Annotated in this window: 12 protein-coding genes; 10 read left to right on the plus strand and 2 right to left on the minus strand. The window is 39.4% G+C overall.

The genetic code is table 11. The annotated features are described in order from the left end of the window. Positions 1-719: 719 nt before the first annotated feature. The 7 genes from P20311_RS15485 to P20311_RS15515 all read left to right on the plus strand — a co-directional run bounded on the left by P20311_RS15485 (position 720) and on the right by P20311_RS15515 (position 9,086). Complete coding sequence (locus P20311_RS15485; protein WP_076919581.1) at positions 720-2,306, plus strand: ABC-F family ATPase; 1,587 nt, start codon at positions 720-722, stop codon at positions 2,304-2,306. A 153-nt stretch (positions 2,307-2,459) separates the two neighbouring features. Continuing rightward, the gene (gene purE / locus P20311_RS15490; RefSeq protein WP_008114610.1) at positions 2,460-2,942 is read left to right on the plus strand and encodes a 5-(carboxyamino)imidazole ribonucleotide mutase; all 483 of its coding nucleotides are present in this window, start codon (positions 2,460-2,462) and stop codon (positions 2,940-2,942) included. Positions 2,943-2,944: 2 nt separating this feature from the next. Further along, positions 2,945-4,087, plus strand: coding sequence for a 5-(carboxyamino)imidazole ribonucleotide synthase (locus tag P20311_RS15495; RefSeq protein WP_008114612.1), 1,143 nt, complete (start codon positions 2,945-2,947; stop codon positions 4,085-4,087). A gap of 64 nt (positions 4,088-4,151) precedes the next feature. Then, positions 4,152-4,376, plus strand: coding sequence for a DUF2798 domain-containing protein (locus P20311_RS15500; protein ID WP_008114614.1), 225 nt, complete (start codon positions 4,152-4,154; stop codon positions 4,374-4,376). A 4-nt stretch (positions 4,377-4,380) separates the two neighbouring features. Continuing rightward, positions 4,381-5,310 (plus strand): YeiH family protein, encoded by a 930-nt coding sequence (locus tag P20311_RS15505; protein ID WP_036934450.1) that lies wholly within the window; start codon positions 4,381-4,383, stop codon positions 5,308-5,310. Then, positions 5,310-6,479 carry an endonuclease/exonuclease/phosphatase family protein gene (locus P20311_RS15510; RefSeq protein ID WP_008114616.1) on the plus strand — a complete coding sequence of 390 codons (1,170 nt, stop codon included), beginning with the start codon at positions 5,310-5,312 and terminating at the stop codon, positions 6,477-6,479. Before P20311_RS15505 ends, P20311_RS15510 begins: the two co-directional genes overlap by 1 nt. Positions 6,480-6,584: 105 nt before the next feature. Further along, positions 6,585-9,086 carry a prolyl oligopeptidase family serine peptidase gene (locus P20311_RS15515; RefSeq protein ID WP_008114618.1) on the plus strand — a complete coding sequence of 834 codons (2,502 nt, stop codon included), beginning with the start codon at positions 6,585-6,587 and terminating at the stop codon, positions 9,084-9,086. A 42-nt stretch (positions 9,087-9,128) separates the two neighbouring features. Here the strand turns inward: P20311_RS15515 and rrtA are convergent, their stop codons facing one another. Beyond that, positions 9,129-9,716 (minus strand): rhombosortase, encoded by a 588-nt coding sequence (gene rrtA, locus P20311_RS15520; RefSeq protein ID WP_008114619.1) that lies wholly within the window; start codon positions 9,714-9,716, stop codon positions 9,129-9,131. A 95-nt stretch (positions 9,717-9,811) separates the two neighbouring features. On the opposite strand from rrtA, the gene ggt reads away from it, so the two are divergent. The 3 genes from ggt to P20311_RS15535 all read left to right on the plus strand — a co-directional run bounded on the left by ggt (position 9,812) and on the right by P20311_RS15535 (position 14,451). After that, positions 9,812-11,590 carry a gamma-glutamyltransferase gene (gene ggt / locus P20311_RS15525; protein WP_008114621.1) on the plus strand — a complete coding sequence of 593 codons (1,779 nt, stop codon included), beginning with the start codon at positions 9,812-9,814 and terminating at the stop codon, positions 11,588-11,590. A gap of 346 nt (positions 11,591-11,936) precedes the next feature. Continuing rightward, the gene (locus P20311_RS15530) at positions 11,937-13,631 is read left to right on the plus strand and encodes an NAD-dependent malic enzyme (protein ID WP_008114623.1); all 1,695 of its coding nucleotides are present in this window, start codon (positions 11,937-11,939) and stop codon (positions 13,629-13,631) included. A 109-nt stretch (positions 13,632-13,740) separates the two neighbouring features. After that, positions 13,741-14,451 (plus strand): SIMPL domain-containing protein, encoded by a 711-nt coding sequence (locus P20311_RS15535; RefSeq protein WP_008114625.1) that lies wholly within the window; start codon positions 13,741-13,743, stop codon positions 14,449-14,451. Here P20311_RS15535 and P20311_RS15540 read toward each other — a convergent pair. Further along, complete coding sequence (locus P20311_RS15540) at positions 14,448-15,809, minus strand: DUF2254 domain-containing protein (RefSeq protein WP_036985268.1); 1,362 nt, start codon at positions 15,807-15,809, stop codon at positions 14,448-14,450. The genes P20311_RS15535 and P20311_RS15540 overlap by 4 nt on opposite strands. Between the last annotated feature and the right edge of the window lie 30 nt (positions 15,810-15,839).

Raw genomic sequence — 15,839 nt, forward strand, 5'->3', positions numbered from 1 at the left:
GCCAATAGCGACTGTATTTTTTTCATCCTTAAATACTTCAATTGCTGAAACACTCGGTGTAGCTAAAACACCTGCAATCGCCAGCGATACTAATTTTATTTCATTCCGTGTGTGCCTTGCCTAATAAAGACGTTTTTATGATTACTAAATTTGAAGTGGTGCAGACTAGCAAAGCAATAAAAGGCTCAAAAGTGAAAAATTATCAATGAATATTAATGCAAAAATTGGGTGTTGTTCATTTTAAGTTAATGCTGTTTTCATTTTGTAGCCGTATAAACTACTATCGAATTTTGGAATAAGACATTTGGCTTAAATGCAGGGGAGGGGGAGTTGAGTTTTTTTCATAGTTATTACTTTCGGCATAGGTAGAGCTAAAACTCTAATACTATAAAAAACGTTAATATAGCCGTATAAAATGTTAATAAAAGTAAAATGCGACCAATTAGCGGTTTAGCACGTTTAATTTAGTTATTTGTCTGTAACGGCGATTGTTTTTTTATTAAACATATTTTTACTGCATAAACAGCACAAGAGTGAATTTTACTCAGCTTTTTTGTCCATTTATCCGTCCATTCCTTTGTCTGTTTTAATGCTTTAATAGTTAATAAACAGCGCTTCTTTACTTTAGGTTGTTACATAAACTTTCATAGAAAAAATCACTCGTTTGGTTTAAACTGCGCGCAATTTAAATACTTCAGTCTCCCTTGGAGGGTAGCGCTATTATTAGTACAGCTAACATCACCATGCAATTTGGTGCTAAACCGTTATTTGAAAATATCTCAGCTAAATTTGGCGAATCAAACCGTTATGGTTTAATTGGTGCCAATGGGTGTGGTAAATCAACGTTTATGAAAATTCTAAGCGGTGAGCTTGAGCCATCATCGGGTAATGTAAGCACAGATCCTAATGAACGTGTTGCTAAACTAAATCAAGATCAATTCGCTTACGAAGAGTACTCAGTGATCGATACTGTAATTATGGGTCACAAAGAGCTTTGGGATATTAAACAAGAGCGTGACCGTATCTATAGCCTACCTGAGATGAGTGAAGAGGATGGCATGAAAGTAGCCGACCTTGAAACTGAGTTTGCTGAAATGGATGGCTATTCTGCCGAGTCAAAAGCGGGTGAGCTATTATTAGGTGTTGGTATAGCGACAGAGCAACATTACGGTCCTATGTCTGAAATCGCACCCGGTTTTAAATTGCGTGTACTATTAGCTCAAGTGTTGTTTTCAGACCCTGATATCATGTTGCTTGATGAGCCTACCAATAACTTGGATATATACACGATTAAGTGGTTAGAAGATGTACTTAATCAACGTGACTGTACCATGATTATCATCTCGCATGACCGTCATTTTTTAAACTCGGTTTGTACACACATGGCCGATATTGACTATGGTGAGCTACGTATTTACCCGGGTAATTACGATGAATATATGTTTGCAGCAACTCAAGCTCGCGAACGTTTATTGAGTGAAAATGCCAAAAAGAAAAGCCAAATTGCTGAACTACAGCAGTTTGTATCGCGCTTTTCTGCTAATGCCTCAAAAGCAAAGCAAGCCACTTCACGTGCAAAACGTATTGATAAAATTCAATTAGACGAAGTGAAAGCCTCATCACGTCAGTCGCCATTTATTCGTTTTGAACAAGAAAAGCAGTTATTCCGTAACGCGCTTGAAATGACCAGCTTATCGCAAGGCTTTGAAGAAACTTTATTCTCAGGATTAGAAGGCCTAGTTGAAGTAGGTGAACGCATTGCTATTATTGGTGAGAATGGTGTGGGTAAAACAACACTACTAAACACCTTAGCAGGGCGTTTAGCACCTAAAAGCGGTGAGTTTAAATGGTCCGAAAATGCTAACATTGGCTATTATGCACAAGATCATGCCGATGAGTTTGAAAAAGACATGAACTTATTTGAGTGGATGGAGCAGTGGCAGCAAGAGGGTGATGACGAGCAAGTTGTTCGTAGTTTCTTGGGTCGTATGTTGTTTTCGCAAAACGATATTAAAAAATCTGTAAAAGTTATTTCAGGTGGTGAGCAAGGTCGTATGCTGTTTGGTAAAATCATGATGCATAAACCAAATATCTTATTAATGGATGAACCGACTAACCACATGGATATGGAATCTATAGAAGCGCTTAACTTAGCACTTGAAGCATATGAAGGTACTCTGATGTTTGTGTCTCACGACCGTCAGTTTGTATCATCAGTTGCTACCCGTATTTGGGAAATTAAAGACGGTAAAATAATCGACTTTAGAGGAAACTACAGCGAATACTTGGCGAGTAAAGAAGCATAACAGCAAGTATTTCAAGCATTTTAAAAAAGCCATGTTTAACATGGCTTTTTTATTGCCTGCTGGTCGCATTATTGCGGTATTTAAGTATATAATACCCGCCATAAAACCGGACATAAGTCCGCTATTTTTAAAATACATTACTGAGGAGTATTTATGACTGTTGGCATTATTATGGGTTCTAAATCAGATTGGCCAACCATGGAACACGCTGCGCTGATGCTAGAAAAATTTGGTATTGCTTATGAAACTAAAGTGGTTTCTGCTCACCGTACTCCTCAATTACTTGCTGATTACGCAAGTTCAGCAAGCGAGCGTGGCATTAAAGTGATTATTGCTGGCGCAGGTGGGGCGGCTCACTTACCGGGTATGGCTGCAGCGTTTACATCATTGCCCGTTTTAGGCGTTCCAGTTAAGTCAAAAGCGTTAAATGGTGTTGATTCATTATTGTCTATTTGCCAGATGCCTAAGGGCGTTGCTGTAGGTACATTGGCTATTGGTGAGCCAGGTGCAGCTAATGCAGGTTTATTGGCTGCACAAATATTAGGCTGTCAAAATCCTGAAATTTTCGCCAAAATTGAAGCGTTCCGTAAAGAGCAAACCGACACTATTCTAGCTAACCCAAATCCTGCAGAGTAATAATGACTATATTAATTTTAGGTGCTGGGCAGCTTGCGCGAATGATGAGCCTTGCTGGCGCACCGCTTAATTTAAATGTGGTTGCTTATGATGTTGGCAGCCAAAAAATTGTGCATCCGCTAACCAACCAAGTGTATTCAACCACACTTGAGCAAGCTATCGATGATGCCGATGCGATTACCGCTGAGTTTGAGCATATTCCCGATGATGTATTAACGCTTTGCTGTAATAGCAATAAGTTTTATCCAGGTAAACAAGCAATAAAAACCGGTGGTGACCGTTCACTTGAAAAAGCCTTGTTAGATAAAACCAAAGTAGCTTGTGCGCCATACCAACTTATTACTGAAAAAGCGCATCTTGAACAAGCAGTTAAAACATTAGGCAAACCGTTAGTAATAAAAACCTGTCAAGCTGGGTATGACGGCAAAGGCCAGTGGCGTTTAAAATCAGATGATGAAATAGACACTATTTGGGCTGAAATGGCTGACTTTATTGCATCAGGTACAGAGCGTGCACCTCATTCAATTATTGCTGAAAAAATGATCCCGTTTGATCGTGAAGTCTCTATTATTGGCGCGCGCGACAAAGAGGGTAACGTTGCAATTTATCCACTTACAGAAAATCAACATACAAACGGTGTGTTAACCCTTTCACTAGCCGGTAAAGATAATAGTTTAGTAGAGAGCCAAGCGACCTCGGCATTTACTCGTATAGCACAAGAACTTGATTATGTAGGTGTATTGGCCATAGAGTTTTTTGATGTTCAAGGTACGTTATTAGTTAACGAAATAGCTCCTCGAGTGCATAACTCAGGACACTGGACACAGCAAGGTGCTCACTGCTCGCAATTTGAAAACCATATGCGTGCTGTTGCAGGGTTACCTTTGGGTAATACGCAAATTAAGCAACCTACTGCTATGATCAATGTATTAGGCCAAGCACATATTCCTGCTGATGTTTTAAAAACGGCGGATGTAACCAGTCACTGGTATGGTAAAGGCGTTAAGCCCGGTCGTAAAATGGGGCATATTAATGTTTCGGGTGAGAGTTTACAGCAATTAGGTAGCCGCCTAAGTGAACTTACATCTTGCTTGCCAGAGCAGGATTACCCAGGTGTATTAGCTACCAGCAAATCGCTATTATAAGTTAAAAAATAAAGCGATAAATTTAATGCAATTTATCGCTTTACCTTCTAAAGGTTGTTTTTCAATGGTTCATCCAAAGTTTCGTACTATTGTGTTTGCTTTTTTTATGGCACTTTTCATGTCAGGGTTTATGTCATTTGTTATTTCAATATTTAATGTGGGTATGGTCGATAATATTGTAACTATATGGCTTAAAGCGTGGTTATTTGCTTTTTGTATTGCTTTTCCCACAGTTGTATTTGTTGCCCCCGTTGTCCATAAACTGACTAATAAACTTATTCGGGCTTAAAACTATGATGATCGCTAAACTGCATAAGCCAACATTCATATTATTACTGGCACTGTGTATGACTCCGTTTATAGGAGCAGGAAGTGCATTGGTATTAGGCGCCATATTTGCCATTACCTTAGGCAACCCGTTTAGTGAGCTTTCTCAAAAGGCCAGTAAAGTGATGCTCAAGCTTGCCGTTGTGGGCTTAGGCTTTGCTGTTGATTTTAATGAAGTAATTGAGGTGGGACGCAGCTCTTTAGTATTAACAATTGTTAGTATTACTGCCATAATCGGGCTTGGAGAGATTTTAACCCAGGTTTTTAAGCTTAATCGTAATACAGGCGTGCTAATTTCATTTGGTACCGCTATTTGCGGTGGCAGCGCCATTGCCGCTATGGCACCGGTCATAAAAGCTAAAGATCACGAAGTCGCTGTTGCCTTAGGGATTGTATTTTTACTCAATGGCGTGGGATTATTATTATTTCCCGCAATTGGGCACTATTTTGAGTTAACCCAACAGCAATTTGGTCTGTGGGCCGCATTAGCCATTCACGATACTAGCAGCGTAGTGGGGGCATCGGCTACTTATGGTGCTGTGGCACTGAGTATTGCCACTACGGTAAAATTGACCCGTGCGATGTGGATCATTCCTTATACAGCGGTTGCGGGAGTGTTTATGCGCTCTGACGAAAAGGCGAGTATTCCTTTATTTATTGTGGGCTTTTTATTAGCCGCATTAATTAATACTTATATGCCGTCGTTTTCATCCACATGGGAACTTATTAATAGTGCGGCTAAGCAATTATTAGTGATGACACTGTTCCTAATTGGCAGTGGTTTGTCGTTATCAGTGCTTAAACAAGCAGGTATAAAGCCGTTTTTGATGGCCATTACTTTGTGGGTTATTGTCAGCAGCACTATTTTATTATTAATTATAGATGGATTCATATAATGAAACGTAATCTGAGTATTACAGCAATCAGCAGTGTGTTATTTGCTGTTTTTTCTACCAGCCCTGTATTGGCTGAATCGCTACGCGTAGCAACCTTCAATGTTAGTATGGACGCCACTAATTACACCGCTAAAAATGAACAAGTAAAAAGTGATGCACTGGTAAACGCGCTTCGTTCAGACCACCAGCAAATTAAAAATATTGCTGAAATAATCCAACGTGTCCGCCCAGATGTGGTGTTACTCAATGAGTTTGACTACATTCCAAAAGAGCAAGGTATCGAGTATTTTAAAAGCCACTACTTAAATGTAGGGCAAAATAATCAAGCAGCAATTGATTACCCATACGTTTACATCGCCCCCGTTAATACTGGCTTAGCAACTGAGTTTGACTTAGACAACGATGGTAAAAAAACCGGTGTAATGGGTGATGCACAGGGCTTTGGTTTTTTTGAAGGCCATTATGCAATGGCGTTTTTATCTCGTTATCCAATTGATTTTGACAATATCAGAACCCTGCAAACCTTTAAGCACAAAGATTTACCCAATGTAAAAATGCCGGTTGACCCAAAAACCAATACCAATTGGTATAACGATGCAGAGTGGAATGCTTTACGTTTAAGCTCTAAATCTTTTTGGGATATACCCGTAAAGGTAAACGATAAAGTAGTCCATATGTTAGCGTCGCATCCAACACCGCCTGTGTTTGATGGCGATGAAGACAGAAATGGCATTCGCAACCATGATGAAATTAGGCTCATTGCTGATTACGTTAATAACGAAAGTTACCTCTATGATGATAACGGTAAAAAGGGTGGCCTTGCAGCACAATCCCGATTTGTGATTTTAGGTGACTTAAATGCCACTGCTGAGGGTGATAAAAAGCGCACTAATACAACAGATCAAATACTTAAAAGCCCATTGATTAACGCTGGCTTCATTCCAACAAGTGAGGGCGCTAAAGAGCAATACTCACAAGCTTATGCTAAAAATTATACCGCTAGCTGGCAAGCACGGGTTGATTACGTTTTACCTTCAAACTATGGATTAACCATTAAAGATGGCGGTGTATTTTGGCCGAAAAAGCAAAGCGAATTATATCGTTTAATTAAAGATAGAAATGCATCAAGCGACCACCGCATGGTATGGCTTGATTTAACGGTTGAATAAACGGGTTATTCACCCCAATATCAGCGTTGTTTATCTTAAATAATTGCAATTATAAAGGTGCTTCTGCTTAAATATGGTTAATTATAATAACCGTCAAGAAGCACTATGATTTTTAAATTCTCATCTTCTAAAACACTTGTTGCAATCGCTGTTGCATCAAGTGTTATGTTAGCGGGTTGTACCGCAACCGCCACAACTTCTACTGACTCATCTATTCAAACAAATATCACCGTTGCTAATGTTGTTAACACGCCCGCAGATTTGGGCGAATCAAAAATCACCCTTGAACAAGCCATGGCGCATCCTGATTGGATTGGACGCCAGCCACAAAGCGCTTTTTGGAGTGCAGATTCAAGTACCATTATTTATGCGCGTAAGCAGCAAGGTAGTGAGCTAAGAGATTTATTCACTCAAGCTGTAAACTCACAAACAGCAGAGCAAGTGGCACTAGAAAAATTACACCGTGTTGGTTCAAGTAAAGCTGTTTTTTCTAACGATAAATCACTTCAAGCTTATGTGTTTGAGGGTAACGTATTTATCAAAAACGTAAAGTCAGGCGTAATTAAACAAATTACGCAAAGCTCTGCTACTGAGTCAAAACCACAGTTTTTAAACGATGGTAACTTAGCGTATCGTCAAGGTAATATCTTTTTCAAAGTGGATTTAACCACAGGTTTAACCCGCGAAATAGCCAATTTAAAACTCGCTGACAAACCACAAGGCGTAAAAGAACCATCAACTTATATTGCCAAAGAGCAACATAAGCTTATTGATTACATTGCACTGCAGCACAAAAATAAACAAGATAAGCATGCGCGTAAAGAGCAAGTAAAAGCTAATAACAGCTCAATTGCTAACACTCATTATTATTTAGGCGATGGCAACACGGTTGATGAAGCAGAGCTTTCTCCAAATGGCGATGCGTTAATTGTAGTCGTACAAGAAAAAAGCTCATGGCGTGGTGAAGGCGATATTATGCCTAATTACATCACTGATGATGCGACGATAGAGCCTAAAAAAGTTCGCCGCCGCGTAGCTGATTCTAAAAAGCAAACTTCTGAGCTTGTTTATATTAACCTTGCAGATCAAAGCCAAACCACATTAGGGTTCAATACCTTACCTGGTTTTGATGAAGATGTACTTGCTGAGGTTAAAAAAGAAAACTACGCCCGTGAAGGCAAAACCTATAAATCTAAAAAACAGCCTCGTGGTATTAACGTTATTTCAGATTGGGGTTGGAATCAATCACCTATTAGCTGGAACGATGATGGTAGCCAAGTAGCTATTATGCTTGAAGCATGGGATAACAAAGATCGTTGGTTAGCCACTGTAGATTTTGAAAATAACAAACTTGTCTCTCAACATCGTTTACATGACGATGCGTGGATTGCCTATGCGTTTAACGACTTTGGTTGGTTAAATGATTCCACTACCTTGTATTATTTATCTGAAGAGTCGGGCTATAGTCAGCTTTATAAAAAGCCACTTGATGGTAAAGCGACTGCGCTTACCATGGGTAAATTTGAAGTATCTAATTTAACCCTTACTGATGACAATAGCGCTATTTACTATAAAGCGAATGTTGAGCATCCTGGCCTTTACGAAATTTACCGTGTAAACCCACAAACAGGTGTTAGTGAGCAAGTAACAGACTTAAATGGCATGACGGATTATACCTTAAGCCCAGATCAGTCTAAGTTATTATTAAGACACTCTAAAATTACCATGCCCACTGAGCTTTATGTGGCTGAGGCTAAAGCAAACACAACCGCAACTCGTTTAACTAACACGGTATCTGAGACGTTTTTAGCTAAAAAACTCACGGCGCCTAAAATTGTTGCTGTGCCTTCAAGCCATACAGATCAGCCAATATACGCCAAAGTTTATTACCCGGCTGATTACCAAGAAGGTGAAACAGGTAAAAACCGTAAAGCGGTTATTTTTAACCACGGTGCCGGTTACCTGCAAAATTCACACATGGGTTGGTCTGGTTACTTTCGCGAATTTATGTTTCATTCATTACTTGCCGATGAAGGTTACGTAGTGATGGATATGGATTACCGTGCTTCTAAAGGTTATGGCCGTGATTGGCGTACTGCTATTTACCGCCAAATGGGAACACCTGAAACACAAGATTTAGCTGACGGCGTAAAATGGATGGCTGAAAATGCCAACGTTGATACTCAAGCGGTTGGTACTTATGGTGGTTCATACGGCGGATTTATGACCTTTATGGCGTTATTTACCGCGCCAGATTTGTTTCAATCAGGAGCGGCGCTTCGCCCTGTGACTGATTGGGCACATTACAACACGGGCTATACCGCTAACATTTTGAATCACCCAGATGTTGACCCAATTGCTTATGAACGTAGTTCTCCTATTTACTATGCTGAAGGGCTTAAAAAGCATTTATTAATCAATGCGCCTATGGTTGATGATAATGTGTTCTTTCAAGATTCAGTGCGTTTAGTGCAGCGTTTAATAGAACTTGAGAAAGAAAACTTTGAAACAGCAATCTTCCCAGTAGAGCCGCATGGTTTTGTGCAGCCTTCGAGCTGGTTAGACGAATACCGTCGTATTTATAAGTTGTTTAAAGAAACACTATAAATAGCGGTAAATTAATAAAAAACGCCACAATGTGGCGCTTTTTTATTCTTTATTTTTGCTGATGAATTTAATAATTAAAGGAACGCCCAACAATGCGCCGCCAATCGCGCCAATTAAATGTGCATCAACAGCCACCGTTGAGTTGATCAATGCGCCTATATCAGCACTAGGGCCATTTATTTGTTCAGCGATTAACTTTACCCACACACCAATAAACAACACATAACCCGATTTAAGTCCAACAGTGACATCCTTTATCGCTCCCCAAATGATCACGCCATGCAATAGGGCACTAAGCCCTGTGTAAATTGTAATTGTGGGGCAAAACCAAAAAACACCTAAGCCACACCAAATTGCCAATGTGGCAATATTAAAACCATATCTGCTTGGTGATGTGTACTCACCATGCAATAACCATATAAGCGCGATACCGGCACAATTCAACCCTAAGTGCGCCCAGTTGGCATGTACAAATTGGCTGGTAAATAAACGCCATAGTTGGCCTCGTTCAATCAGTTGACGATTAAATTCAAGTTCGTCGTTTATACCCAGCCATGCTAAAAGTGAGCTTAATAAAATTAAACACAAAGGAGGGAAAACATAGCGCGGCTGAAGAGGTAAATTAAGCATTTAGGGATCATTTTTATATTTATTTTTGCATATTGTGCCTGTTTAACTTTAAGATGCCAATTATCTTCCATGCAATTTAAGTTTAATCAGTAATTATGAATTTTAAGCTCCACTCTTTATTTGCTCTCTCTTTAAGTGCACTGTCTTTACCTTTATTTGCACAGCAAGCAAGCCAAATTGAAACACGTGAGCCTGAAGCGGCTACTGGCGTTGTACAAAAACAATTAGTGGCTGGTGATAAATATATGGTTGCCGCGGCAAACCCGTATGCTTCACAAGCGGGTAGAGCCATTTTAGCCCAAGGCGGTAGTGCTGTTGATGCCGCTATTGCCACACAATTAGTACTTACATTAGTCGAGCCGCAATCATCAGGCATTGGTGGTGGTACATTTATGATGTATTACAACAAAGCTAATAATAAACTTACCAGCTTTGATGGCCGCGAAACCGCACCGAGTAATGCCGATGCTAACCTGTTTTTAAATAAACACGGCAATGCAGTAAAATGGATAGAAGCGGTTGTAGGTGGCCGCTCTGTAGGCGTACCTGGTATATTACATGCGTTTGCCAGCGCCCATAAACAGTATGGCACCTTACCTTGGGCTAGCTTATTTAAACCTGCAATTACCCTTGCTGAGCAAGGGTTTGAAGTATCGCCTCGATTACATGGGTTACTGGTTAGGCAACTAAACCCAGGCGTAATGAGTATGCCGGTGATTAATGAGTATTTTTTCCCTAATGGCAAAGTAATTGAAGTAGGTAGTATTAAAAAAAATCAGCCACTGGCTAATTTATATAAAGATATTGCTTCAAAAGGAATAGATGCGTTTTACAAAGGCGATAACGCTAAAGCCATGGTAAAAGCGGTGCAAAAATCAAAAATCGCGCCTGGTAAATTATCTGTGCAAGACCTTGCTAATTACAGCAGTAAAGAGCGTGCACCCGTTTGTATAAAATATCGAGTGTATAATGTGTGCTCTATGGCGCCTCCTAGCAGTGGTGGTGTTGCAGTGCTACAAATTTTAGGTTTGCTTGAACACAAAAACATGGCAAATATTAAAGCCAATAGCGCCGAGGCAATTCATTACTTTAGCCAAGCCTCACGTATTGCATTTGCCGATCGTAATAAATACATTGGCGATCCTGACTTTACCCAAGTACCTACTCAAGAGTTATTAAATAAAGACTATATTGCCACCCGCGCAAAATTAATTACTGAAAAAGATCAAAAAGCATTGCCAGGCAATCCAGTGGATTACTTAAGCTATGCAAATGATGATTCTTTTGAGCTGCCCTCTACCTCACACGTATCGATTGTTGATAGCAACGGCAACGCCGTATCAATGACCAGCTCTATTGAAATGGCGTTTGGCTCAACAGTGATGGTAAATGGTTATATTTTAAATAATCAGCTAACTGATTTTTCACTTTCGCCACGTAAAAATGGCAAGTTAGTGGCTAACAGAGTAGAAGCGCATAAACGCCCGCGTAGCTCAATGTCACCGGTGATGGTATTTAACCAAGATGGCAGCTTACGCTTAGTGGTGGGTTCTCCTGGTGGGAGTCGTATTATTGATTATGTAGCGCAAGTGGTTATTGGTGTTCTAGATTGGGATTTAAACGCCCAACAAGCCATTAATCTACCGCGTACTACTAATCGTAATGATTATACTAGCCTTGAGAAAGGTACTGAGCTTGAAGCGCTTGTACCAGAGCTTGAAGAGCGCGGCCATGATGTACGTGTGATTGACCTAAACTCAGGCTTGCATGCGGTAGAGGTAAAAAACAACCGTTTGTATGGCGCTGCCGATCCGCGCAGAGAAGGGATGGCGTTATCTGATTTAAGTAATAATAAAGCCTCATTTAAATTTTAAAACATGTATAATAAACAGCAGGTTTGCTGCCTGCTGTTTTAAATGTAACAGATTAATAGTTAATAACTATTTGGTTGAAAATAGCATGTTAACTAACGTAAAAAAATTAGCAAACCTAAATATAATTGGCACTGTTGTAACCATTAAACAAAGCACGCAGCGCGTTTAACGTTTTAAACCCACATCAGGCAGCTAACATATTCACCAAATATGAGTGGCTTTATACTAAAGTAGCGCTTGTATTTGTACATTTTTAATGGTCTGACAAGCTTAAATGTCATTGCAATTTAGCCTTTAACAATGATAATGGCAGATCATTATTTAAGATTCAGTAAAGCTTGGAAATATGACTACAAATACCGATCCAAATTATCTTTATATTCCTTATTCTGGCCCAGGCCTAATTGAAACCCCGTTATTGAATAAAGGAAGTGCATTTAGCCAAAAAGAGCGTGAAAACTTTAATCTTGCTGGTTTACTTCCACCTCGTTACGAAACAATAGAAGAGCAAGTTGAGCGTTGTTACCAACAGTACTCAAGTTTTAATGACAACTTAAATAAGCACATCTATTTACGTGCCATTCAAGACAATAACGAAACGCTTTACTACCGTTTGGTACGCGATCATATTGAAGAAATGATGCCTATTATTTACACCCCAACGGTGGGTGATGCCTGTGAGAAGTTTTCTGATATTTATCGCAGTGCCCGTGGTTTGTTTATTTCTTATGAAGATCGCTTTCAAATTGACGATATTTTACGTAATGCCACTAAAGGTAAAGTTAAAGTTATCGTGGTTACCGATGGCGAACGTATTTTAGGCTTGGGCGACCAAGGTATTGGCGGTATGGGGATTCCAATTGGTAAGCTTTCTTTGTATACCGCCTGTGGTGGTATTAGCCCAGCGTACACATTACCGGTTATGCTTGATGTAGGTACCAATAACGAAAAACTATTAAACGACCCAATGTACATGGGTGCTCGACATAAGCGTATTGCGCAAGATGAGTACGATGAGTTTTTAGATTTATTCATTAAAGCGGTTAAGCGTCGTTGGCCAAGCGTGTTACTGCAATTTGAAGACTTTGCACAACCAAATGCTATGCCATTATTAAAGCGTTACCGTAATGAAATTTGTAGCTTTAATGATGACATTCAAGGTACTGCATCGGTTACTGTGGGCTCTTTATTAGCAGCTTGTCGTGTTAAAGGCGCTAAACTATCGACTCAAAAAGTCGTGTTTGTCGGCGCAGGCTCTGCAGGTTGTGGTATTGCTGAACAAATTGTTAGCACTATGGTGGCTGAAGGCATCAGTGAAGCACAAGCACGCAGCCAAGTGTTTATGGTTGACCGCTTTGGCTTGTTAACTGATGGCATGGAAGGCTTACGCGACTTCCAACAAATGTTAGCGCAACCAACAAGCTGCCTAGCCGATTGGACTTACAGTGGCGAATACGCGTCATTATTAGATGTAATGCACTGCGCTGAACCAGATATTTTAATTGGTGTATCAGGTCAACCGGGCTTATTTACTGAGCAAGTTATTCGCGCTATGCACGCGAAATGTGAAGCACCTATTATTTTCCCGTTAAGTAATCCATCTAAACAAGTAGAAGCTTACCCAGAAGATGTTATCAAATGGACTGATGGTAAAGCGATTGTAGCCACAGGTAGCCCATTCGACCCAGTTGTTTATAACGGCGTGACTTACCCCATTCCTCAATGTAATAACAGCTATATTTTCCCTGGTATTGGTTTAGGTGTAATTGCTGCTAAAGCAACGCGTATTACCGATGCAATGTTAATTATGTCGAGCGAAATGTTGGCAGAGTCATCACCATTAGCCAATACAGGTAAAGGTAGCTTATTACCTGCGTTAACAGAAATTGAAACGCTGAGTAAACGCATTGCTTTTGCAGTCGCTAAAAAAGCGATTGAAGAGGGCGTTGCCCTTGAAATTTCAGATGATGCACTGTGGGCAGCCATCGACAGAAACTACTGGTTACCGAAGTATCGTAACTACAAGCGTTGCAGCATTTAATGCTTCATTACTAAAAAAACAGGCTTTTGCCTGTTTTTTTATGCTTGTTCATCTGCAATTAACCACATAAGGTGTTAACTAAGGCAATCAAATTTAAAAGGATAGACTTATGAAAACGCTTTCGATTATAACGGCTGCTTTGCTGAGTACGTCAGCCTATGCAACCAGTGCTCCTGAAGAGCCGCATATCTATGTTAAAGGTGAAGCTTCACTAACAACTATGCCCGATCATGTTCTATTAACAGTAGGTATTACTGAAATAGATAAAAACTTAATTGCCGCAAAAAAACAAACCGATACCACTATGGCCAACGCAATTAGTTTAGTAAAAAAACTAGGTGTAGCTGATGCCGATATTAATGCTGGTCAAATCTCAATCTATCGCGATAATCAATATAACCGTGAAACAGGTAAGCAAGAGTTTACCGGCTTTAAAGTATCGAGAACGCTGACAATTAAACTTTCTGCGATTAATAAATACCCTGAGCTTTTACAAAGCTTAGTTAATAATGGCATTAATGAAATTAGGCAAACCCAATTTTTAGCGAGCAACTATGATGAGCTGCATAAAAAAGCGCAAAAAATGGCAATTAAACAAGCTAAAGCAGCGGCAAAAGAATTAAGTGCTGATTTTGATGTTGAATTGAAAGGCTTATATAGTGCGTCTTTAAGTCCGCTTGATATGCCATCAGTACCTTACATGCGCAGTGAAAAAGTAATGATGGCTGATGGTGCACCGAGCAACTATGTACCCGATGCATATCATGCTGGTGAAATTACAATAAGCGCATCAAGTTACGCAATTTATTATATTGATTAAGCGCTTATAGGTGGGTGGCGCTCAAATCGTGCCACCAACTGCTTTCCTTGTGACTCACTAATACGCACAATGGCATACAGCATATTACTAATCTCTTGACGATCGTATTCGTTAACTATGTGCTGATTAATATCATCAACAATGGCATTTAAATAATTAAACACACTGTTTCGTGCATCCACATTCTCATTAGCAATAAATAAAATATTTTTAAATGCCTCAATAACGTTAGTCATTACATAGGCATCGGCTTTTGCATAATTGCGTAAAGGGGTGAAGTTATCATGAAGTAGTTCATCAAAACTGGTTTCATGAAAGTACAACAATGGTTGCTCATCTTTTTCATAGCATGAATAATTTATTGCATTAATCTTTAGTCGTTCTATTAATAATATACTCAACATATCAATAGATTTAACGGCAGTACCCGGATCGTTTATTCCTGGGCTCATAGCTTTTACCGCAATTTCAGAAATTTGCGTTAAACCGTAGCGGTAATGGTCACTAATGTATTCTTCTATATAAAATATAAAACAGTCTAGGATTTTCTCAATTAACGCTTCGTTCTCAGAAATATCCTTATTACATTTTAAAAACGGGTAACCTTTAACTGTAAAGTAACCTTGCTTAACCGTAATAAACAGCTCAATGTTTTCATCTGCTAGCAGGGCACACAATTTATTAGTGTGAACCCCTTTGTAGTAACCCTCGGTCGTACTATTTATTGAATGCCAGTTTGAAAACTCGGGAAAGTTATCAACGGGGTTTTCATTTTGCATATTGATAATGTCTTGAATTTCTTTTTTGGTTTGCCTAAACAACCCATTTAATACGTTATCAACTTGAATTGCTTTTGAAATAGAGTGAATAAAAAATACAAATAACCCTAAAGAGATTAACCCAAAAACAAGCGCAAACAACACGCCAAGAGACGGAATAGCAGTGTTACCATTATCGAGTTTGTTTATATTTATCAGCATGATAATTGAATAAATAATACTGCCTAAATAAAACCCTAATACCATTTGATGTGACTTGCGTGTTATCAACCCTGGAACAACTCTCGGTGATAAACTTGCACTAGCTGCATTTAATACCACCATTACCATAGAAAAACTAAAGACGGTTAACGAAATAATACTGCCTGCAAGAGTACTTAAAATGGTGCGTGCGTTTTCTGCGCTATCAACTAATATAAAAGAAATTAATGTTTTAAATTGTTCTATGGGGGCTAAGTACTCGACTGACATAGTCAGCACAGCAAAAAATAAAAATGCCACCGACAAGACTGAGGGGTAAAATCCAATACTGTTAATTATTTCCCGATAGATATTGGTTATTCTCGTTCTTAAATACACATAATATCCTTACTAATTACGATTCCAGCT

The sequence above is a fragment of the Pseudoalteromonas sp. BSi20311 genome (assembly GCF_000239875.1).
Taxonomy (GTDB): Bacteria; Pseudomonadota; Gammaproteobacteria; order Enterobacterales; family Alteromonadaceae; genus Pseudoalteromonas.

Bases quoted from the DNA above. Each gene is read 5' to 3' on its own strand.
- purE (WP_008114610.1), top strand. From the start codon at position 2,460: ATGACTGTTGGCATTATTATGGGTTCTAAATCAGATTGGCCAACCATG.
- P20311_RS15495 (WP_008114612.1), top strand. From the start codon at position 2,945: ATGACTATATTAATTTTAGGTGCTGGGCAGCTTGCGCGAATGATGAGC.
- P20311_RS15500 (WP_008114614.1), top strand. From the start codon at position 4,152: ATGGTTCATCCAAAGTTTCGTACTATTGTGTTTGCTTTTTTTATGGCA.
- P20311_RS15505 (WP_036934450.1), top strand. From the start codon at position 4,381: ATGATGATCGCTAAACTGCATAAGCCAACATTCATATTATTACTGGCA.
- P20311_RS15510 (WP_008114616.1), top strand. From the start codon at position 5,310: ATGAAACGTAATCTGAGTATTACAGCAATCAGCAGTGTGTTATTTGCT.
- P20311_RS15515 (WP_008114618.1), top strand. From the start codon at position 6,585: ATGATTTTTAAATTCTCATCTTCTAAAACACTTGTTGCAATCGCTGTT.
- rrtA (WP_008114619.1), bottom strand. From the start codon at position 9,716: ATGCTTAATTTACCTCTTCAGCCGCGCTATGTTTTCCCTCCTTTGTGT.
- ggt (WP_008114621.1), top strand. From the start codon at position 9,812: ATGAATTTTAAGCTCCACTCTTTATTTGCTCTCTCTTTAAGTGCACTG.
- P20311_RS15530 (WP_008114623.1), top strand. From the start codon at position 11,937: ATGACTACAAATACCGATCCAAATTATCTTTATATTCCTTATTCTGGC.
- P20311_RS15535 (WP_008114625.1), top strand. From the start codon at position 13,741: ATGAAAACGCTTTCGATTATAACGGCTGCTTTGCTGAGTACGTCAGCC.